Genomic DNA, 20,134 nt, shown 5'->3' on the forward strand with positions numbered 1-20,134 from the left:
TGAGATGAACGCCAACCGCACCACGCGCCTTACGTCCTACGCCGTCGTCGGCGCACCCGCGCTGATGGCCCTCTACGGGGCGATCCGCCTGGTGCCGGGCTCCCGCGAGCCGGGCCTCGGCTGGACGGCCGGGCACACCGCGATGTTCGCGGGCCTGCTGCTGTTCGCCCCGGCCCTGATGGCCCTGCGCCGGGTGCTCGCCCCGCGTGGGACGGCCGCCGGGCGGCTGGCGGCGAACGCCGCGCTGTGGGCGGCGTTCACGGGCCTGGCGGCCTCGCTGGTGCAGATCGGGATCGACCTGGTGGTCGGGCTGGCGGCCGAGGACAAGGCGGACCAGACGCGGATGTTCGAGCGCGTGCAGGACGTTCCCGGGGTGCTGCCGGTCGTGTACCAGGTCGTGCCGCTGCTGTTCTACGTCGGCCTGCTGGCGATGCTGGCCGCCGCCTCGGTGGGCGCGGGCCGGGCGCTGCGCTGGTGGAGCCCGGTGCTGATGCTGGTCGGCACGGTGGCCTCGGGGGCGGACCTGGCCTTCATCCCGCTCGCCGCCGCCTGCTACCTGGGGGCCCTGCTCCCGCTGGCCCGCTTCGGCGCCCGGCCCGCCGCCGTCGCCGTCGCCTAACTGACGCGGAAGACCGGCCCGCGCGGGGTGAAGGGCAGTCCCGCGCCGCGCGGCAGGAGGTAGGCGTGCTCGCGGCGCACCCGCAGCACGTCGCACTCCCCGTCGGTGATGAGCAGGACCGGGGCCCCGGGCGGGAAGTCCTCGGCCCGCTCCAGCAGCTCGATCCCGGGCTGGAGGACGGTGCCGCCGCGCCCGTGCACCCGGACGCGCCCGGCGATCTCCTCGACGGCCACGTACCCGACGTCGTGCGGGGCGGCGTCGCAGTGCACCACCCGGGCGGCGGGGACGTCCCGGGCGGCGGCGTAGGAGGCGATCGCGCCGAGCGCCTTGCCGAGCAGCGTCCGGTCCATCGAGCCCGAGGTGTCCAGTACCACCCCGAAGGTGCAGCGCGGCACCTCCTCCTCGGGGTGGTGGCGCCCGGCCCGGGGGATGTCCGGGGTGGCGGACTGCCGGCGGGCCGGGCGGGAGTAGCTGCGGACGGGCACCGGGCTCGGCACGAACTCGTCGAACCAGCGGGCCAGTTGCGCGTCCCAGGACAGCGGCGGGTGGGCGAGCGCCCGGATCTCCTCGACCAGCCCGGCGGGGAGCAGGCCGCGTTCGCGCCCGTGCAGCTCGAAGCCCTGCTGGAGGCCGCGCCGGTAGAAGTCGTCGAGGTCGACGTAGTCGCGCGGGCCCCGGTCGAGCGGGGCGTCCAGGACGTCGGGGCGGTTCTTGCCGGCCAGGGTGGCGAGCCGGCGGATGCGGCGCTGGTCGCGGACGATGCGGTCGTACACCTCCTCGGCCGACATGCCCTTCAGCTGCGGGTCGTGCAGCAGGCCGTCGGGCATGTCGCCGACGCCCATCTCCAGGAGCCAGCCGTTGATGACGTAGTCGGCGGCGACGTTGAAGAGGAACGGGTCGCGCCCGCCCCGGCGTTCGCCGTGCCGCAGGGCGGCGTGCAGCATCTCGTGGCCGAGGATGAACCGCCACTCCTCGTCGGTGTGGCGGCGCAGCGGGTTGACGTAGATCTCGCCGGCGGAGGCGTCGACGGCGGCGACGGAGATGTCGTGGGCGCGGGCGAGTTCGGCGTCGGCGACGATCGTGAGGCCGGCCGCGATCCCGCCGAGCAGGGGGTAGGAGGAGACGAACCAGTTGAGCGCCCTGGTCCAGGGCCGTTCGGGCAGGCGGACCCCGGCCTCGTCGACCCGGCCGCCGGCCTGGTCCATCGCGGCGGACATGGCGCGGGTGAGCGCGGCGGCGAAGACCGTCTCCCACTCCTCCGGCTGGTCCTGGTCGAACCAGGGGACCAGCACCTGGTCGCAGGCACCGGCGCCCGCGGTGCCGGCGGTGCCCGCCTCCTCGGCGGGCGGCAGCCCGTCGCGGCGCCAGCGGGCGGCCAGCTCCTCCTCGTCCCCGCCGGGGATCTGCTGGGGGAGGACGACCGGGGCCCGGCCGACGGGGAAGGTGGCGAGGAAGCGGTTGACCACCGCGCAGCGGGCGGCGGCCAGGTGGGCGTCCGGCTGCGTCCGGGTACCGCGGACGGCCGGGACGTGGCCGAAGCCCAGGTGCAGCAGGCAGTGCGCCAGCGCCCAGGCCCACTCCTGGGGCTCGGCCCGGCGGTGCGGGTTGACGTGCAGGGTGCCGTTGGAGTCGACGGACACCCAGCCGTTGGGCGGGAAGCGGGTGCAGTCCGCGTGCCGGCAGTGGTGCGCCCCCAGCAGCACGGCCAGGGCCGCGTTGCCGCGCAGCAGCCGGACGCCCTCGGCGAAGGCCTCCAGGTTGTGGTCCTTGACGGGCTGGTTCTTGGCGGACTCCTTGGCGGGGCGCTTCACCGGCGGGCCTCGACCAGCCGGGGCATGTCCCGGGCGGCCTCGATCAGGAACCAGGAGGGCAGCAGCGGGTTGCCGTCCGGCCCGTCCGCGATCACCGTCTGGGCGACCTCCACCGAGATCTCGGCCAACTGCACCAGCAGCGACTTCGCCCGGAAGGCCGTCTGCCGCTGCGCCCCGGAGGCGTGCTCCTTGCGGGCGGGCAGCTCCTTGACGAGGCGGCCGCGGAAGGCGTCGGCCAGGTAGTAGAGCAGGTCGCGGTCCTCCAGCCGGTGCGGCCAGCGGGCGTCGCCCTTGATGATCGCCTCCAGGCCGTAGGAGTTGCGGACGATCTTGGCGTAGCCGCAGAACGCCACCGCGTGCTGCGGGGAGAGCAGGCCGTGGGTGACCACCTTGAGGGTGGCCTCGTCGAGGGTCGGCCCGAAGGAGTGCAGCGCGTCGGAGAGCATGTGCCAGGCGCGCGGGGTGGAGAACGGCTCCTCGGACTTCGGCGGGGGCGACCACAGGTGGTCGGGCCGGTCGGTGAGGTGGTCGACGATCCACGGGTGGATGCCCGCCCCGGCCGCCCACAGCAGCCAGTCCTGGGCGCTGGCCCGCAGATGGACGTGGACCAGCCGGTTGACCAGCGCGGACGCCATCGGGCGGGCGAGCGCGCCGTCGGTGGCGCGGTTCCCGGCGCCGATGACGATCGAGCCGGGCGGCAGCTCGTACGAGCCGATCCGGCGGTCCAGGATCAGCGAGTAGAACGCCTTCTGGACGTCGGGCGAGGCCGCGTTGAGCTCGTCCAGGAACAGGCAGTACGGCTCGTCGCGGGCGATCTGCTCGGGCGGGCAGAAGCGGGAGCGGCCCTCGGGGGTGAGCTGTGGGACGCCGATCAGGTCCTCCGGGGCCAGCTGGGTGCCGACCAGGCTCACGCACTCCAGGCCGAGCGAGTCGGCGAACGCCCTGACCAGGGAGGACTTGCCGATACCGGGCGCTCCCCACAGGAACACCGGACGTACGGTGGCGAGCCCGAGCAGCAGCTCGGGGATCTGGGCGGGCGAGACGCTGACTGCACCCTGCACGGGGCTCCTTCGGGTTCTTCGTCGAGTGACCGGCCCAGTGTGCGGCGGGAGTTGACGCGGCGCACCCGGATTTCCGCGCGGCGAATTACGGTGGCCGGGCGGCGCCCGGGGCCGTACCGTCCGGGGTATGAACGCGAAGCGCCCGCTGATCGCCGTCCTGACCGGCGCAGGCATCTCCACCGACTCCGGCATCCCCGACTACCGCGGCCCGCAAGGGGTTTGGCGCAAGGACCCGGGCGCCGAGGAGCTCGTCACCATCGGCCCGTACCTCGACGACCCGAAGGTGCGCGAGCGGGCCTGGCGGATGCGGCTGGAGATGGGCGCGCTGGAGGCGCGGCCGAACGCGGGGCACCGGGCCCTGGTCGATCTGGAGCGCTCCGGGCTGCCGCTGCGGGTGCTCACCCAGAACATCGACGGGCTGCACCAGCAGGCGGGCTCCTCCGCGCGCAAGGTCCTCGAACTGCACGGCAACGTCCGCGAGACGCAGTGCCTGCGCTGCCGGGCGGTCGGCCCGATGGCCGAGGCGCTGGGGCGGGTCGAGGCCGGCGAGGCGGACCCGGCCTGCCGGGCCTGCGGGGGCGTCCTCAAGCCGCGGATCGTCATGTTCGGCGAGAACCTCGACCCGGAGGTCCTCGGCAAGGCCGACGAGATCGCCCGGGCCTGCAACGTGTTCATCGCGATCGGCACCAGCCTCCAGGTGTTCCCGGTGGCCGGGCTGCCGTACAACGCGGTGCGCACGGGGGCGAAGCTGATCATCGTCAACGCCGAGGAGACGCCGTACGACGCGGCCGCCTCCGAGGTGATCCGGGAGCCGATCTCCACGGCGCTGCCCGCGCTGGTGCGGCGGCTGGTCATGGAGGGGGCGTGAACCCGGCGGGGGAAGGGGCTTAAAGAGGGACGTACCGTCTGCGTACGATGATCCTCCCGGCTACCCCCCTCTCGGCCTGGAGTGACACCGATGACGACGACGGCGAAGTTCGACCCCTGGTCGGCGGCGTTCGTGGCCCACCCGTACGACGCGTACGCCGACCTGCGCGCCGCCGCGCCGGTGACGTACTTCGAGCCGACGAACCAGTGGCTCGTCCCGCGCTTCGAGGACGTCAGCGCGCTGCTGCGCGACCGCCGCCTCGGGCGCACGTACACCCACCGGTTCAGCCACGAGGAGTTCGGCCGGCCCGAGCCCGACCCGGCGCACGAGCCCTTCCACACCCTCAACGACAACGGCCTGCTCGACCTGGAGGCCCCCGACCACACCCGCATCCGCCGGCTGGTCTCCAAGGCCTTCACCCCGCGCATGGTCGAGGGCCTGCGGCCGACCGTCCGGCGCCTCGCGGGCGAACTGGTCGACGGGCTGCTCGCGGACGGCGGCGGCGACCTCATCGCCGCCGTCGCCGAGCCGCTGCCCGTCGCCGTGATCGCCGAGATGCTCGGCGTGCCCGAGGCCGACCGGCACCTGCTGCGGCCCTGGTCCGCCGACATCACCGGCATGTTCGAGCTCAACCCGAGCGAGGAGACCGCCCGCCGGGCCGTCACCGCGAGCACCGAGTTCTCCGACTACCTGCGCGCCCTCATCCGCGAGCGCCGCGCCGCCCCCGGCGAGGACCTGATCAGCGCGCTGATCCAGGCCCAGGAGGGCTCCGACGCGCTCAGCGAGCAGGAGATGGTCTCCACCTGCGTGCTGCTGCTCAACGCCGGCCACGAGGCGACCGTCAACACCACCGGCAACGGCTGGTGGGCCCTGTTCCGCCACCCCGAGGAGCTGGCCCGGCTGCGCGCCGACGTCGAGGGGCTGCTGCCCACCGCCGTCGAGGAGCTGATGCGCTGGGACACCCCGCTGCAGATGTTCGAACGGTGGGTGCTGGAGGACGTCGAGATCGGCGGCGTCACCGTGCCGCGCGGCGCCGAGATCGCCCTGCTCTTCGGCTCCGCCAACCGCGACCCGGAGCGCTTCGCCGACCCGGACCGGCTCGACCTCGGCCGCGCCGACAACCCGCACATCACCTTCGGCGCCGGAATCCACTTCTGCCTGGGCGCGCCGCTTGCGAGACTGGAACTCACCGAGTCCTACGGCACGCTGCTGCGCCGGGCCCCGGGCCTGCGGCTCGTCCGCGAGCCCGAGTGGAACCCGGGGTACGTGATCCGGGGGCTCAAGGAACTGCTGGTCGAGGTGTAGCGGAAGCGGGGGGGTAGGGCCGTGGGCAAGGCGACGGGGGCGCTGCTGGGGCTGGCGATGGGCGACGCCCTGGGCAAGCAGACGGAGTTCCAGGAGATCGAGCAGATCGCCTGGGAGCATCCGGACTGGCGTCAACTCCCGCTGCCCAGGAGGGCGCTGGTCACCGACGACACCCAGATGACGCTCGCCCTCGCCCGCGGCCTGCGCACCGCCCTGGAGCGCGGGCCGCTCACCCCGCTGCGGCTGGAGCGGCCCGTCCGCGAGGAGTTCGTCGAGTGGTGGCGCTCCCCGGAGAACAACCGCGCCCCCGGCATGACCTGCATGCGCTCCTGCTGGAAGCTCAGCATCCCCGAGAAGCACTGGCAGGACGCCACCGACGCCAACTCCAAGGGCTGCGGCGCCAACATGCGCGTCGCCCCGATCGGGCTGGTCCCCGGCCTGGACGCCCGCCAGCTCTCCGGCGCCGCCCAGCTGCAGTCCGCGCTCACCCACGGCCACCCCACCGCCCTGGCCGCCAGCGACCTCACCGCGTACGCCGTGCGCCGCCTCGCCGAGGGCGTCGCCCCGTCCGCGCTGCCCGCCGTGCTGCGCTCGTACGCCCTGGCGAGCCGGCACCGGTACGACGAGTTCTGGCTCGGCGACCTCGCCGCGCGCTGGCAGGACCCGTCCCCGCTGGAGGGCATCGCGCGGGGTTGGGACGAGTGCCTCGCCGTCCTCGACCGGTTGGACGCCGCCCTCGCCGCGCCCGACGTCGAGGCCGACCCCTGCCGGGTCACCGGCGAGGGCTGGATCGCCGAGGAGGCCTTCGGCACCGGCCTGCTCTGCTTCCTGCTGCTGCCCGAGGACCCGGTCGCCGCCGTCCGCCGGGCCGCTTACTCCAGCGGCGACTCCGACTCGCTCGCCTGCCTGACCGGCGCCTTCGCCGGCGCCCACCACGGGGAGTCGGCCTGGCCGGCCGACTGGGTCGAGCGGATCGAGCACCGGGACGAACTGCTCGCGCTCGGAGCGCTCTGGGACTGAGGCGTTCGCAGGGAACCCGTCGGCGGGCCGCCGCGTCGAAGCGCCATGACGAACAGCAGCACCGGAACCCGCCGCGCCGCCGCCCTGCTCCTGGCCACCGCCTCCCTCGTCGCGCTCGCCGGCTGCGGCAGCAAGGGCGGGGAGACGGCCCCACTGCTGCGCGCCGCCGCGCCGGCCACCCGGCCCGCCGTGGACCCGGCCCGGCTCTCCGCCACCGCCAAGGCCACCGACGCCTTCGGCCTGGACCTCCTGCACACCCTGACCGCGAAGCCGGAGGCCGCCGGGGGCAACCTGGTGGTCTCCCCGTCCGGACTGGCCACCGTGCTCGCCATGCTGCTCCCCGGCGCCCGGGGCGCGACCGCAGACGAACTCTCCAAGGCCCTGCACACCGATCTCGACCCGAAGCAGTACGCCCTCGCGACCGGCGCGCTGAACCGACCCGTCCCGAGCACGGACGGGGTCACCCTGCGCCAGAGCGACGAGGTGTGGACGCAGCAAGGCCTCGCGGTCGAGCCCGACTACCTGGCCGCGCTCGCCACCGCCTTCGACGCCGGAGTGCACACCACCGACTTCAAGAAGGACGCCGAGGGCAGCCGCAAGGCGGTCAACACGGCCGTGGAGAAGGCCACCGAGGGGCGGATCAAGGACCTCTTCGCGCCGAACACGATCCACCCGGACACCCGGGCGGTCCTCACCGACGCGCTCTACCTCAAGGCGAAGTGGGCCTCCGAGTTCAAGCCCGGGCACACCACCGACCGCCCGTTCCACAAGCTCGACGCCTCGGCCCCGTCCGTCCCCACCATGGGGCAGACCGGCGAGTTCAAGTACGCCGACGGCTCCGGCGGGATCGTCGGCGAACCCTGGCAGGCCGTCGAACTCCCTTACGCGGGCGGCACGCTGGCGATGGACCTCATCGTCCCCGCGCAGGGCGGCTTCGCCGCGTTCACCAAGGGGCTGGACCAGCCGCAGCTCGACCGGATCCTCGGAGCCCTCTCCCCGAAGTCCGTGGACCTGCAACTGCCGCGCTTCCACTTCGACACCGCCAACGAGCTCACCCCGGCGCTGCGCGCGCTCGGCGTGCGCGCGGCCTTCGACGACGCGGACCTGAGCGGCATCGCCAAGGATCCGCTCAAGGTCGACACGGTGGTGCAGAAGGCCACCGTCGAGGTCGACGAGGCGGGGACGGTCGCGGCCGCCGGCAGCGGCGTCGGGATCGGGGTCGCCGCGGCGCCCGCACCGCAGCAGGGTGTCCAGCTGCACATCGACCGGCCGTTCCTGTTCCTGGTCCGGGACACCACCACCGGCCGCCCGCTGTTCCTCGGTCAGGTCACCGACCCCGGGGCGAAGTAGGGGTCACCAGGCGGGGTAGCGACCGCCCAGCGCCGGATGGCCCGGGTCGCGGCTGCCGAACAGCACCAGCAGGTCGTCCGCGACCGTCAGCAGCTCGGCCCGGCCCTCGATCGCCCCGACCCACTCGGCGGGCAGCGCCGAGGCGCCGTACGCGGCCCCGACCAGGTTGCCGCAGACGGCGCCGGCCGAGTCGCTGTCCCCCGAGTGGTTGACCGACAGCAGCAGCGCGGTGCGCACCGGGTCCGGGTCCAGGGTGGCCGCCAGCAGCGCGTACACCGCGATCGCCAGGCACTCCTCGGCGACCCAGCCGAGCCCGACCCGCTCCACCGCGTCCGCCGAGGGCTCGGACTCCTGCGCGATCCGCACCGCCCGGGCCAGTGCCTGCACCGTCTCCTTGGAGGCGGGCAGCTCCCGGATCTGCTCCACCGTCTCGCCGACCGCCGCCCAGGGCTCGACGCCCTCCGCCAGCCGCTCGACCAGCGCCGCGAAGGCCCCCGCCGCCAGGTACCCGGTCGGGTGCCCGTGGGTCAGCTGCGCGCACTGCACGGCCAGCCCGAAGGACTGCTCGGCGCCCAGCCGGGCCAGCCCGAACGGCGCCGAACGCATCACCGTGCCGCAGCCCTTGGAGCCCGGGTTGACCGGGCCCGGCCGCCCGATCGCGGCCGGCGCCTCGAACGCCGGGTGCTCGGACACCCCGCTCAGGCAGGCGTTGCCCGGCGCCCGGCGCGCGTACAGGAACGGCCGGCTCAACAGCCAGCCGTCGTACGGGCGTTGCTGCGGCTCGGTGTCCGGTGCCGGCTGGTACTGCGTCCGCAGCCAGCGCCGGTACGCGCCGTGGACGGCCTCCGGCACCGAGCCGCCGCCGCCCGACCAGCCGCGGACGAAGCCGCGGATCAGGCCCTCGGCGGTGAACAGCGTCATCTGGGTGTCGTCGGTGACCTCCACCGGGCCGGGCCCCTGCGGCAGCGAGGTCACGCCCTCGGGGCCGAACCTGTCCTGGATCTGGTGCAGTTGGAGGAACTCCACCGGCCAGCCCAGGGCGTCGCCGATCGCGCCGCCGAGCAGCGCCCCGCGCACCCTGTCCCGGTAGCTCGAATCCTGATCGGCCGAATCCTGGTCGGCCGAATCCTGATTGGCCGACCCCGCGCCCTGCTCCGTCACGTCGAATCCCCCTTGGTCAGTGGCGGTGTACGTTCTACCAGGTTCAGCGCCCGATCCGCCCGGCGCGCCCGTGCAGGGCGGCCCGGTCCGCGGCAGCCCGTCCGGCCGCCCAGCCCACACCGTCGCTCACCCGCACCCGCTGCGAGACCAGCTTCGGGAACAGCCGGCCGACCTCCTCGTCCACCGCCTGCGAACGGGCCGCCAGCGCGGGCAACAGCCGCGCGTCCGGCAGCAGTTGCTCCTCGGTGCCGTCCTCGCGCAGGTGCCGCCCGGCCGCCGCCGCGCTCGTCGCCCGCTCGGTCGCGGCGGTCAGCCGCTCGCGGATGCGGGCCGCGTAGGCGACCAGGAAGGACTGGCGGAACGCCTTGCTGCGCGAGTCCTTGCGCGAGCCGGCCTTGTTGAGCGCGTGCGTGGCCTGCACCAGCAGGGAGGTGTAGAGCAGCTCGACGCCGTCCAGATCCCCGTCGAAGCCGATCACGGTGCAGAAGCCGAACTCCTTCGCCCACACCACCCGGCAGCGGTTCGCCGCCGCGACGGCGTCCAGCAGCATCGTCTTGGGGCCCTCGTACGGGTTGTCCACGCCGATGCGCACGGCCGCCGGGGCGTCCCGGTCGGCGCCGGAGGCGGCGAGCAGCGCGTCGTCGATGCTGTGCTGGGCCATCAGCTGCTGCGCCTTCGCGGTCAGCGCCTCGGCCTCGTCCGGGAACTCGGTGGACTCGGCCTTCGCCAGCAGCGCCCGGATGCGGGCCAGCATCCGGGGCTCGCCCGTCACCGGCTCGGAGGAGCGCCGCGGGCCCGCCGCGGCCCGGCCCGGCGCGGGGCCGACGGGGGCGATCGGGGGCAGCCGGCCCCAGGTGCGCAGCAGTTCCAGGGCGGCGGTGGCGAGCGCGAAGCGGTCCAGCCGGTGCCGTACGGCGAACTCGGCGAGGAACCGCTCGTCCCCGGGCCACCACACCTCGGCGGACACCTCGCGCAGCTGCTCCAGCCAGCGCCGGTCCAGGCCCGCCGCGGAGTGGCGGCGGCCCTCGGCGGCGATCAGGTCCACGGCCAGCGCCAGGTGGACGGGCCCCAGCCCGCGCCGCACCACCCGCACCAGGTCCGCCGGCCGCCAGCCGGCCGACCAGCAGCGGCCCACGGCGGTGTCCGCGTACCCGAGCAGCGCCCGGCTGACCTCCGGCCACCGCTCGGCCGAGGCCGCCAGCGAGGAGGCCCCGGTGTCCAGCGCCACGTCCAGCACCTCGTCGTGCGCCGTCAGCACCGCCCGCACCGCCCCGTCCAGCAGCGCCCCGGCCCCCTCCCCGCCCTGCTCCGTCCGCCTGCCCACGACCTGCCTCGCCTCTCCTCGACCACCACGATGTCCTCCCGCCCATGATGCCGGAGCGCCGCGCGGAACCCCCGGGACGCGGGAACGCCCGGCCCCCGGGTGAGGGGCCGGGCGTTCCGTGCGGCCGGTCAGCGCTCGATGGCCTTGGCGAGGATCTCCGGGGTGCGCCGGAGCAACCGGGTGGCCGCGTAGCGGATGCCGAGGGTCGCGATCAGGGCGCCGTACAGCGGCCCGGCGAGCAGGAGCGGCCAAGTCGGGACGTCGGACGCCAGGGCGAACCCCAGGTAGCCGATGCCCGGCAGGGCCAGCAGGGCGACGCCGAGCATCGAGCCGAACTGGTTGAGCAGGATCAGCCCGCCCTGCCCCGGGGCGGCGTTGCGCATCGGGTTGCTGTCGGCCGGCATCGTGTACGGCGCCATCACGCTGAACACCGAGCCGAGGGCGATCCCGCAGCCCAGCAGGCACAGCGCCAGGCCGATCGCGGAGGGCAGGCCCGCCCAGTCGCCGGTGACGGCGGCCAGGACGAGCCCGAGCACCACCGTGACGGGCAGGGCGTACGAGAGCACGGCGTACGCGCGGCCGCGCAGCTCGTCCCGGGCGTCGGCCGGGGTGCGCAGGGTCGCGGCGACCATCCAGAACGCGGAGCCGTCCATGCCGAACAGGTTGAGCATCTGGAGCCCGAGGAACACCCCGGTCATCGCCAGCAGGTAGACGCTCTGCCAGCCCTGGACCACCGACATCACGCAGATCACCAGCGTCATGCCGACGCTCATGAAGACGGCGGCCTTCGCCCGGGGCTCGCGCCAGGCGTACCGGAGGTGGCGCTGCATCACCGCGCCGACCCGGCCCTCGGGCAGGAAGCGCCAGCCGCGCGACTGCTGCACGCCGCGGGCGACGTCGAGGGTGGAGGAGTCGGCGGTGACCATCAGCTCCGTCAGGCTGCTGCGCCACCAGCGCAGCAGCAGGTACAGGAGGGCGGCGGAGGAGGCGAGCTGCAGCAGCGCGAGCCCGTACCGGCCCTCGCCGGCGGTGCGCCCGGCGTCGGTGGCGCTGATCGGCGGTATCCAGCGCAGCACCGAGCCGATCGGCTGCAGCGGGCTGAGGTCGAGGGTCCCGTCCTTGCCCGGGCGGCCGAAGACGGTCTGCGAGCCGAGGTTGGCGACCTGGACGAGCAGGGCGAAGAGGAGCCCGCCGAAGATCGCGAAGTCCTTGCCGCGCCGGCTGGAGAGCATCCGGGCGTTCCCGGCCGCGACGGCCCGGGAGAGCGTGACCAGGCACAGCAGCGTGAGCGGCACCCCGACGACCGCGAACGGCACCGAGGCGCCGCCGCCGACACCGGACAGCGCCGCGCCGACCACCAGCACCAGGTTGATCACCGGCCCGGGCCCGACCAGCGAGGCCAGCAGCGACCCGCGCAGCAGCGGGCCAGGGCGCAGCGGCAGCATGGTGAGCCGGGTCGGGTCGGAGCTCTCGTCGCTGGAGAAGAGGAACAGCGGCAGCGCGGCCCAGCCCAGGGTCATGGTGCCGAGCAGCATCACCCCGGCGTCGCCGGAGCCGTCGAACTTGCCGTTCATCAGGGCCATCGCGAGGGCGATGGCCGAGGCGAAGGCCAGGCCGAGGAGGCCGCCGATGACGAAGACGGCGGTACGGCCGGGGCTGCGCCGCAGCCCGTTGCGCACCAGCCGCAGCTTGAGCGCGACGAGCGCGCGGACCACGGTCGGCCCGTCCGGCACCTGGTGGCGGACGGCGGCGGCGGGGGCGGTCACTGCCCGCCCCCGAGCCAGCCGAGGGACTGCCCGTCGTCCTCGCGCACGCCGATCAGGCCGAGGAACGCCTCGTGCAGGCTGCTCCCGCCGCGGACGGCGTCCAGCGGCCCCTGGGCGATGACCCGGCCGGCGTTGACGACGGCGACCCAGTCGCAGAGCTGCTCGACCAGCTCCATGACGTGGCTGGAGAAGACGACGGTGGAGCCGGCGGCCGCGTACCGCTTGAGCACGCCGCGGATGGTCTGCGCGGAGACGGGGTCGACGCCCTCGAAGGGCTCGTCGAGGAACAGCACGTCGGGGTTGTGCAGCAGCGCGGAGGCCAGGCCGATCTTCTTGCGCATGCCGGTGGAGTAGTCGGCGACGAGCTTGTCGGCGTCGCGCCCGAGGTCGAGGACGGCCAGCAGCTCCTCGGCCCGGCGGTCCACCTCGGCGCCGGGCAGGCCGCGCAGCCGGCCGACGTACTGGAGGAGTTCGCGCCCGCTGAGCCGCTCGAACATCCGCAGGCCCTCGGGCAGGATGCCGATCCGGGCCTTGACGCTCACCGGGTCGGCCCAGACGTCCGTGCCGTGGATGAGCACGGTGCCCTGGTCGGGCCGGAGCAGCCCGGTGACCATGGACAGCGTGGTGGTCTTGCCCGCGCCGTTCGGGCCGACCAGCCCGATGAACGCCCCGGCCGGCAGCTCCAGGCTGAGCCCGGCCACGGCGGCCTGGCTGCCGAAGTGCTTCCACAGTCCCTGGATGCTGACGGCGGACGGGGTGCCCGGCCCGGGCGGGTTCGACGACTGCGGCGCTGACGCCTGCATGGCTGCCTTCTATTCTTCTTGCTTCGTGGGCTTCGTTCCTGACCTGGTGTGACCGTATCCGCCCTGTTGAGCGGCTGTCCCGTGAGTTGAGCGTCATCGGAGCTTGACGGACCGGGGGAGTCGGCGATACGGAAGACACATCTCCGTTTGTTCGGTGCCGAATTGGCAACTACTCAGGCGGGTCGTTCGTCCTGCACTATGAAACTCAGCGAGAAACACGACCGCGTCTGCGGTGCCGGAGGTGGCGGATGTCCGTTCAATCGTGGGGAGATCCCGGTTCCCAGCAGTCCGGGGGCCAGAACGGCATGCGCGCCGGGCACGCGGACCGGGACCGCACGGTGGACGTGCTGAAGGCCGCCTTCGCCGAGGGCCGGCTCTCCGTCCAGGAGTACGAGCACCGCCACGAGGCGGCGGCCGCCGCTCAGACGTACGGCCAGCTGGCCTCGCTGATCGCCGACCTTCCCTCCGGCCCGGTGCCGGCCCCCGCGCCCGCGCCCGCCGAGGCGCGGATCCCGGCGACGTTCATGCCGCCCCCGCCGATGCCCATGCCCATGCCGATGCCGCGCTCCACGAACGGGCTGGCGGTCTCCTCCTTCGTCTTCGGACTCTTCGGCCTCTCCCCGGTCGCCGTGATCACCGGCCACATCGCCCGCAGCCAGATCCGCCAGCGGCAGCAGGAGGGGGACTGGGCGGCGATCACCGGGCTGATCCTCGGCTACCTGGGCCTGGCGTTCTGGGGGCTGATCATCCTGGCGGGCATCGTCGCCGTCGCGTCCAGCGGTCAGCACCCGGGCCCGGGCTACTAGGAGGCCGTCCTCCCGGGTGGCGACCGCCACCCGGCTGTGGTAGAGCGGGTGGAGGGCGGCCCGACACCGCCCCGTCGCGTGGGGGACACCCCCGTGACACCCGGCCGAGGGCCGCGACCTGCGGCGTTGCATTTGTTTTGACCGCGCCCCATGCGCTAGGTACGCTCTGACCTTGTGCCTGGGGTGTCCCCGGGTCCTTGTGCGTGCATGCACACCGGTCGCCGCGCCGAGCCGGAGCGCCTCAAAACGCCCCGCGCGTAGAGCGCCGTCGCTGTACATCAGCTCATGGGATTCCGTGCCGGAATGAACCCAACACACCCGACCGCGTGGGTCGACCACGGGGTCGTGTGCGAGGGAGTCGTCCGGATCACCGCAGGTTAGTTCCACCAAGCCTTGGCACACAGAAAACGGAGAAACGGTGCCTACGATCCAGCAGCTGGTCCGAAAGGGCCGGCAGGACAAGGTCGAGAAGAACAAGACTCCCGCGCTGAAGGGCTCCCCGCAGCGCCGTGGGGTCTGCACGCGTGTGTACACGACCACCCCGAAGAAGCCGAACTCGGCGCTTCGCAAGGTCGCCCGTGTGCGCCTCACCAGCGGGATCGAGGTCACCGCTTACATCCCGGGCGAGGGCCACAACCTGCAGGAGCACTCCATCGTGCTGGTGCGCGGTGGTCGTGTGAAGGACCTTCCTGGTGTCCGCTACAAGATCATCCGCGGTTCCCTCGACACCCAGGGTGTCAAGAACCGCAAGCAGGCTCGCAGCCGCTACGGCGCCAAGAAGGAGAAGTAAGAATGCCTCGTAAGGGCCCCGCCCCGAAGCGCCCGGTCATCATCGACCCGGTCTACGGCTCCCCGGTCGTCACGCAGCTGGTCAACAAGATCCTGCTGCACGGCAAGCGCTCCACCGCCGAGCGGATCGTCTACGGCGCCCTCGAGGGCGTCCGTGAGAAGACCGGTTCCGACCCGGTCGTCACGCTCAAGCGCGCGCTGGAGAACGTCAAGCCGGCCCTCGAGGTCAAGTCCCGCCGTGTCGGTGGCGCGACCTACCAGGTTCCGGTCGAGGTCCGTCCGGGCCGCGCCAGCACCCTGGCGCTGCGCTGGATGGTCGGTTACTCCCGCGCCCGTCGCGAGAAGACCATGACCGAGCGCCTCATGAACGAGATCCTCGACGCCAGCAACGGCCTGGGCGCTTCCGTGAAGCGTCGCGAGGACACCCACAAGATGGCCGAGTCCAACAAGGCCTTCGCGCACTACCGCTGGTAGTCCCTACCCCGTCACTAGACAGAGAGAGAACGAGCCACCATGGCTGCAACCTCCCTTGACCTCGCCAAGGTCCGCAACATCGGGATCATGGCGCACATCGACGCGGGCAAGACCACCACCACCGAGCGGATCCTGTTCTACACCGGTGTGTCGTACAAGATCGGTGAGGTCCACGATGGCGCTGCCACCATGGACTGGATGGAGCAGGAGCAGGAGCGCGGCATCACGATCACGTCGGCCGCGACGACCTGTCACTGGACGGTCGACGGCGCCGACAACACCATCAACATCATCGACACCCCGGGTCACGTCGACTTCACCGTCGAGGTGGAGCGCTCGCTGCGCGTCCTCGACGGTGCCGTGACGGTGTTCGACGGTGTCGCCGGTGTCGAGCCCCAGTCCGAGACGGTGTGGCGTCAGGCCGACCGCTACGGCGTCCCGCGCATCTGCTTCATCAACAAGCTGGACCGCACGGGCGCGAACTTCTTCTTCTGCGTCGACACCATCGTGGAGCGCCTCGGCGCCACCCCGCTGGTGATGCAGCTCCCGATCGGTGCCGAGGCGGACTTCCAGGGCGTTGTCGACCTGGTCCGCATGAAGGCGCTGGTCTGGTCCGCCGAGGCCGCCAAGGGCGAGATGTACGACATCGTCGACATCCCGGCCGACCTGCAGGAGCAGGCCGAGGAGTACCGCGAGCAGCTGATCGACACCGTCTCGACCATCAGCGACGAGATCGCCGAGCTCTTCCTCGAGGGCGAGGAGATCCCGGTCGAGCTGCTGCAGGACGTGATCCGCAAGGGCACCCTGAACTCGGACTTCACCCCGATCTTCTGTGGTACCGCCTTCAAGAACAAGGGCGTTCAGCCCCTGCTCGACGCGGTCGTCAAGTACCTGCCGTCCCCGCTGGACATCGAGTCCGTCGAGGGCACGAAGCCGAACGACCCGGAGACCAAGATCTCCCGCAAGGCTTCGGACGACGAGCCGCTGGCCGCGCTGGCGTTCAAGATCATGTCCGACCCGCACCTGGGCAAGCTCACCTTCGTCCGGATCTACTCCGGCCGCCTGGAGTCCGGCACCTCGGTGCTGAACGCCGTGAAGGGCAAGAAGGAGCGCATCGGCAAGATCTACCGCATGCACGCGAACAAGCGTGAGGAGATCGAGTCGGTGGGCGCCGGCGACATCGTCGCCGTCATGGGCCTGAAGCAGACCACCACCGGTGAGACGCTGTCCGACGAGAAGAGCCCGGTCATCCTGGAGTCCATGGACTTCCCGGCCCCGGTCATCCGCGTCGCGATCGAGCCCAAGTCCAAGGGTGACCAGGAGAAGCTGGGTGTCGCCATCCAGCGTCTCGCCGAGGAGGACCCGTCCTTCCAGGTCAACACGGACGAGGAGACCGGCCAGACCATCATCGCGGGTATGGGCGAGCTGCACCTCGAGGTGCTGGTCGACCGTATGAAGCGTGAGTTCAAGGTCGAGGCCAACGTCGGCAAGCCGCAGGTCGCGTACCGCGAGACGATCCGTCAGGCCGTCGAGCGCATCGACTACACCCACAAGAAGCAGACCGGTGGTTCCGGTCAGTTCGCCAAGGTGCAGATCGCGATCGAGCCGCTCGAGCAGGCCGAGGGCTACGAGTTCGTCAACAAGGTCACCGGTGGCCGCGTCCCCCGGGAGTACATCCCGTCGGTCGACGCCGGCTGCCAGGAGGCCATGGAGTTCGGTATCCTCGCCGGCTACCCGCTCCAGGGTGTCCGCGTGAGCCTGCTGGACGGTGCGGCGCACGACGTCGACTCCTCCGAGCTCGCGTTCAAGATCGCCGGTTCGATGGCCTTCAAGGAAGGCGCGAGGAAGGCCAAGCCGGTTCTCCTCGAGCCGATGATGGCCGTCGAGGTCACCACGCCCGAGGACTACATGGGCGACGTGATCGGTGACATCAACTCTCGCCGTGGCCAGATCCGGTCCATGGACGAGCGTCACGGTGCCCGCGTCGTCACGGCGCTGGTGCCCCTCTCCGAGATGTTCGGCTATGTCGGTGACCTGCGCAGCAAGACCTCTGGTCGCGCGAGCTACTCGATGCAGTTCGACTCGTACGCCGAGGTCCCCAAGGCCGTGGCTGAGGAGATCATCGCCAAGTCCAAGGGTGAGTGAGTCCGGCTTCGCCGGCTCTGGATCAGCCCGACAATCGGGATGATTCCGACCCCTTAGGCTATTAGGAGGCGACCCGGGGGAATCCCGACAGGATTCCCCCGGGGCCTCCGGCCCCCACCCGCGGGACGGTGCGAGGTGCTTCCGGCACCCCGGACCAAGCCCGATCAAAGACCAACTGACGTCAGCACGGCGTACAGGAACTGTCCTCAGGAGGACTGCAGTGGCGAAGGCGAAGTTCGAGCGGACGAAGCCCCACGTCAACATCGGCACCATCGGTCACATCGACCACGGTAAGACGACCCTTACCGCGGCGATCACCAAGGTGCTGCACGACGCTCACCCGGACATCAACCCCTTCACGCCGTTCGACCAGATCGACAAGGCGCCGGAGGAGCGGCAGCGCGGTATCACCATCTCGATCGCGCACGTCGAGTACCAGACCGAGGCGCGTCACTACGCCCACGTCGACTGCCCGGGTCACGCGGACTACATCAAGAACATGATCACCGGTGCGGCCCAGATGGACGGTGCGATCCTCGTCGTCGCCGCCACCGACGGCCCGATGCCGCAGACCAAGGAGCACGTCCTCCTGGCCCGCCAGGTCGGCGTCCCCTACATCGTCGTCGCCCTGAACAAGGCCGACATGGTGGACGACGAGGAGATCCTGGAGCTCGTCGAGCTCGAGGTCCGTGAGCTCCTCTCCGAGTACGAGTTCCCGGGCGACGACCTGCCGGTCGTCCGCGTCTCCGCGCTGAAGGCGCTGGAGGGCGACAAGGAGTGGGGCGAGAAGCTCCTCGGCCTCATGGCCGCGGTCGACGAGGCCATCCCGACCCCGGCCCGCGCCGTGGACCAGCCGTTCCTGATGCCGATCGAGGACGTCTTCACGATCACCGGTCGTGGCACCGTCGTCACCGGCCGCATCGAGCGTGGCATCCTCAAGGTCAACGAGACTGTCGACATCATCGGCATCAAGGAGACCAAGACCACCACCACGGTCACCGGCATCGAGATGTTCCGCAAGCTGCTCGACGAGGGCCAGGCCGGTGAGAACGTCGGTCTGCTCCTCCGTGGCATCAAGCGCGAGGACGTCGAGCGCGGCCAGGTCATCATCAAGCCGGGTTCGGTCACGCCGCACACCGACTTCGAGGCCCAGTCCTACATCCTGTCGAAGGACGAGGGTGGCCGCCACACCCCGTTCTTCAACAACTACCGCCCGCAGTTCTACTTCCGTACCACGGACGTGACCGGCGTCGTGACCCTCCCCGAGGGCACCGAGATGGTCATGCCGGGCGACAACACCGCCATGACGGTCGCGCTGATCCAGCCGATCGCCATGGAGGAGGGCCTGAAGTTCGCCATCCGTGAGGGTGGCCGCACCGTCGGCGCCGGCCAGGTCACCAAGATCCTCAAGTAATTGACGATCTGACCTGCCTGCCCGTACAGGCTGACGAAGGGCCCCGCGCACCCCAGGGTGTGCGGGGCCCTTCGGCGTGTCGGGTTGACCCCGGGGCACCCGAAGGTAGGGGCCGCGCACGCCGGATACACTGAGGCACCCGCCGCCGTCGCAGAGCGAGGCCGGCCGTGGTTCATCTCCGCCCCACTCGCCGAAAGCGCTCCGGAATGACCTCTGCCCCACCGCTGACCAAGCCCTCCCTGCTCCGGCGCCGCTCGGCCAAGCGCACCGAACAGGACGGCCTCCCGGCCAAGCGCCCGCGGCTCTACGCGCTGGACGGCATGCGACTGCTCGCCGCGCTCTGCGTACTCTCCTTCCACTGGACGGCGTACGTCGGCATCGGCGGCATCTGGACCGCGGGGAACACCCCGAAGGAGGTCCTGCCGCTGCTGAACAAGGCGGCGGCGTACGGCTGGCTGGGCGTCGAGCTGTTCTTCGTCATCAGCGGCTTCGTGATCTGCATGAGCTGCTGGGGCAAGAGGTCCGGCGAGTTCTTCGTCTCCCGCGTGGTCCGGCTCTACCCGGGCTACTGGGCGGGCATCGCGCTGACCAGCTTCGTGGTGCTGACCTTCACCCGGTTCGCCCGCACGGGCGCGGACGAGGGCCTGAACCTGCGCACGATCCTCGGCAACCTGACGATGATGCAGACCCCGATGGGCATGCGCCACGTGGACGGCGTCTACTGGACCCTCTGGGTCGAGATGCGCTTCTACCTGCTGTTCGCCGTGGTCGTGGCGATGGGGCTCACCTACCGCCGGGTGGTCGCCTTCTGCGGGATCTGGACGATCCTCGCGCTCCTGGCCCCGCAGGCCGGCATACCGCTGCTGACCACGATGGTCATGCCGAACGAATCGCCGTTCTTCATCGCCGGCGTCGGCATGTTCCTCATGTACCGCTTCGGACAGAACCTGCTGCTCTGGGGGATCGTCGGCTTCTCCTGGATCCTGGCGCTCAGCCGGCTCAACGACATCAAGGGCATGTACGTCAACGTGCTGGGCCACCAGCTGTCCTGGAGCGTGATGGCGGCCGCCGTCACCCTGGCGTTCGCGATGGTCCTGGGCGCCGCGCTGGGGCTGTTCAACCGGGTGCAGTGGAAGTGGCTCACCGTCGCCGGCGCGCTCACCTACCCGCTCTACCTGATCCACCAGGAGGCCGGATGGACGTTCATCCACTTCCTGCTCACCAAGCACTTCAGCGTCCAGGCGGCGCTCGCCACGGCGCTCGCCGCGGCCCTGCTGACCGCCTGGCTGATCCACCGCCTGGTGGAGCGGCCGGTGTCGAAGGTGCTCAAGACGGCGCTCGACCGCTCCATCGCGACCATGCGCAAGACCTCGGACGAATCCGCCCCCGCGAAGCCCTGACGGCGGCGGGGCCTTCGG

Annotated in this window: 17 protein-coding genes; 11 read left to right on the forward strand and 6 right to left on the reverse strand. The window is 71.9% G+C overall.

The features are described from left to right. The first annotated feature begins 4 nt into the window (after window positions 1-4). The gene (locus ACIRRS_RS15115; protein WP_402970172.1) at window positions 5-619 is read left to right on the forward strand and encodes a hypothetical protein; all 615 of its coding nucleotides are present in this window, start codon (window positions 5-7) and stop codon (window positions 617-619) included. Here ACIRRS_RS15115 and ACIRRS_RS15120 read toward each other — a convergent pair. After that, window positions 616-2,430, reverse strand: a complete 1,815-nt coding sequence (locus ACIRRS_RS15120) for a hypothetical protein (RefSeq protein ID WP_402970175.1) — start codon at window positions 2,428-2,430, stop codon at window positions 616-618. The genes ACIRRS_RS15115 and ACIRRS_RS15120 overlap by 4 nt on opposite strands. Further along, window positions 2,427-3,491, reverse strand: coding sequence for an ATP-binding protein (locus ACIRRS_RS15125; protein WP_402970178.1), 1,065 nt, complete (start codon window positions 3,489-3,491; stop codon window positions 2,427-2,429). The genes ACIRRS_RS15120 and ACIRRS_RS15125 overlap by 4 nt, the downstream gene beginning before the upstream one ends. 127 nt (window positions 3,492-3,618) lie before the next feature. On the opposite strand from ACIRRS_RS15125, the gene ACIRRS_RS15130 reads away from it, so the two are divergent. The 4 genes from ACIRRS_RS15130 to ACIRRS_RS15145 all read left to right on the forward strand — a co-directional run bounded on the left by ACIRRS_RS15130 (window position 3,619) and on the right by ACIRRS_RS15145 (window position 8,034). Further along, the gene (locus ACIRRS_RS15130; protein WP_402970181.1) at window positions 3,619-4,359 is read left to right on the forward strand and encodes an SIR2 family NAD-dependent protein deacylase; all 741 of its coding nucleotides are present in this window, start codon (window positions 3,619-3,621) and stop codon (window positions 4,357-4,359) included. Between the two features lie 90 nt (window positions 4,360-4,449). Next, window positions 4,450-5,664 (forward strand): cytochrome P450, encoded by a 1,215-nt coding sequence (locus ACIRRS_RS15135; RefSeq protein WP_402970184.1) that lies wholly within the window; start codon window positions 4,450-4,452, stop codon window positions 5,662-5,664. Between the two features lie 21 nt (window positions 5,665-5,685). Further along, on the forward strand, window positions 5,686-6,684 hold the full coding sequence (locus tag ACIRRS_RS15140; RefSeq protein WP_402970187.1) for an ADP-ribosylglycohydrolase family protein: 999 nt from the start codon (window positions 5,686-5,688) through the stop codon (window positions 6,682-6,684). Window positions 6,685-6,729: 45 nt separating this feature from the next. Next, complete coding sequence (locus ACIRRS_RS15145; protein WP_402970190.1) at window positions 6,730-8,034, forward strand: serpin family protein; 1,305 nt, start codon at window positions 6,730-6,732, stop codon at window positions 8,032-8,034. 3 nt (window positions 8,035-8,037) lie between these two features. Here ACIRRS_RS15145 and ACIRRS_RS15150 read toward each other — a convergent pair whose 3' ends face one another. The 4 genes from ACIRRS_RS15150 to ACIRRS_RS15165 all read right to left on the reverse strand — a co-directional run bounded on the left by ACIRRS_RS15150 (window position 8,038) and on the right by ACIRRS_RS15165 (window position 13,088). Then, the gene (locus ACIRRS_RS15150; protein ID WP_402970193.1) at window positions 8,038-9,195 is read right to left on the reverse strand and encodes an ADP-ribosylglycohydrolase family protein; all 1,158 of its coding nucleotides are present in this window, start codon (window positions 9,193-9,195) and stop codon (window positions 8,038-8,040) included. 43 nt (window positions 9,196-9,238) lie between these two features. Continuing rightward, the gene (locus tag ACIRRS_RS15155) at window positions 9,239-10,519 is read right to left on the reverse strand and encodes a DUF2786 domain-containing protein (protein WP_402970196.1); all 1,281 of its coding nucleotides are present in this window, start codon (window positions 10,517-10,519) and stop codon (window positions 9,239-9,241) included. Window positions 10,520-10,647: 128 nt separating this feature from the next. Next, window positions 10,648-12,285: a transporter gene (locus tag ACIRRS_RS15160; RefSeq protein WP_402970199.1), complete on the reverse strand. Its 1,638-nt coding sequence runs from the start codon at window positions 12,283-12,285 to the stop codon at window positions 10,648-10,650. After that, complete coding sequence (locus ACIRRS_RS15165) at window positions 12,282-13,088, reverse strand: ABC transporter ATP-binding protein (protein ID WP_402970202.1); 807 nt, start codon at window positions 13,086-13,088, stop codon at window positions 12,282-12,284. Before ACIRRS_RS15165 ends, ACIRRS_RS15160 begins: the two co-directional genes overlap by 4 nt. A 248-nt stretch (window positions 13,089-13,336) precedes the next feature. Between ACIRRS_RS15165 and ACIRRS_RS15170 the strand changes: the two genes are divergently transcribed. From ACIRRS_RS15170 to ACIRRS_RS15195, 6 genes are all read left to right on the forward strand, one after another. After that, window positions 13,337-13,894, forward strand: coding sequence for a DUF1707 and DUF4190 domain-containing protein (locus ACIRRS_RS15170; protein WP_402970205.1), 558 nt, complete (start codon window positions 13,337-13,339; stop codon window positions 13,892-13,894). 418 nt (window positions 13,895-14,312) lie between these two features. Next, complete coding sequence (rpsL, locus tag ACIRRS_RS15175) at window positions 14,313-14,684, forward strand: 30S ribosomal protein S12 (RefSeq protein WP_014144289.1); 372 nt, start codon at window positions 14,313-14,315, stop codon at window positions 14,682-14,684. A 2-nt stretch (window positions 14,685-14,686) separates the two neighbouring features. Next, entirely contained in the window at window positions 14,687-15,157 is a 471-nt protein-coding gene (gene rpsG / locus ACIRRS_RS15180) for a 30S ribosomal protein S7 (protein WP_030055803.1), read from the forward strand. A gap of 39 nt (window positions 15,158-15,196) precedes the next feature. After that, window positions 15,197-17,302: an elongation factor G gene (fusA, locus tag ACIRRS_RS15185; RefSeq protein ID WP_402970208.1), complete on the forward strand. Its 2,106-nt coding sequence runs from the start codon at window positions 15,197-15,199 to the stop codon at window positions 17,300-17,302. Window positions 17,303-17,522: 220 nt separating this feature from the next. After that, window positions 17,523-18,716, forward strand: a complete 1,194-nt coding sequence (tuf, locus tag ACIRRS_RS15190) for an elongation factor Tu (RefSeq protein WP_402970211.1) — start codon at window positions 17,523-17,525, stop codon at window positions 18,714-18,716. A gap of 206 nt (window positions 18,717-18,922) precedes the next feature. Next, window positions 18,923-20,116 carry an acyltransferase family protein gene (locus ACIRRS_RS15195; RefSeq protein WP_402970214.1) on the forward strand — a complete coding sequence of 398 codons (1,194 nt, stop codon included), beginning with the start codon at window positions 18,923-18,925 and terminating at the stop codon, window positions 20,114-20,116. Window positions 20,117-20,134 lie beyond the last annotated feature (18 nt).

This window comes from Kitasatospora sp. NPDC101183, assembly GCF_044767945.1.
Taxonomy (GTDB): Bacteria; Actinomycetota; Actinomycetes; order Streptomycetales; family Streptomycetaceae; genus Kitasatospora.

Excerpts from the sequence above, each read along its gene's own strand:
- fusA (WP_402970208.1), top strand. The coding sequence starts at position 15,197 with ATGGCTGCAACCTCCCTTGACCTCGCCAAGGTCCGCAACATCGGGATC.
- ACIRRS_RS15195 (WP_402970214.1), top strand. The coding sequence starts at position 18,923 with ATGACCTCTGCCCCACCGCTGACCAAGCCCTCCCTGCTCCGGCGCCGC.
- ACIRRS_RS15170 (WP_402970205.1), top strand. The coding sequence starts at position 13,337 with ATGTCCGTTCAATCGTGGGGAGATCCCGGTTCCCAGCAGTCCGGGGGC.
- ACIRRS_RS15145 (WP_402970190.1), top strand. The coding sequence starts at position 6,730 with ATGACGAACAGCAGCACCGGAACCCGCCGCGCCGCCGCCCTGCTCCTG.
- rpsG (WP_030055803.1), top strand. The coding sequence starts at position 14,687 with ATGCCTCGTAAGGGCCCCGCCCCGAAGCGCCCGGTCATCATCGACCCG.
- ACIRRS_RS15115 (WP_402970172.1), top strand. The coding sequence starts at position 5 with ATGAACGCCAACCGCACCACGCGCCTTACGTCCTACGCCGTCGTCGGC.
- ACIRRS_RS15165 (WP_402970202.1), bottom strand. The coding sequence starts at position 13,088 with ATGCAGGCGTCAGCGCCGCAGTCGTCGAACCCGCCCGGGCCGGGCACC.
- ACIRRS_RS15135 (WP_402970184.1), top strand. The coding sequence starts at position 4,450 with ATGACGACGACGGCGAAGTTCGACCCCTGGTCGGCGGCGTTCGTGGCC.
- ACIRRS_RS15130 (WP_402970181.1), top strand. The coding sequence starts at position 3,619 with ATGAACGCGAAGCGCCCGCTGATCGCCGTCCTGACCGGCGCAGGCATC.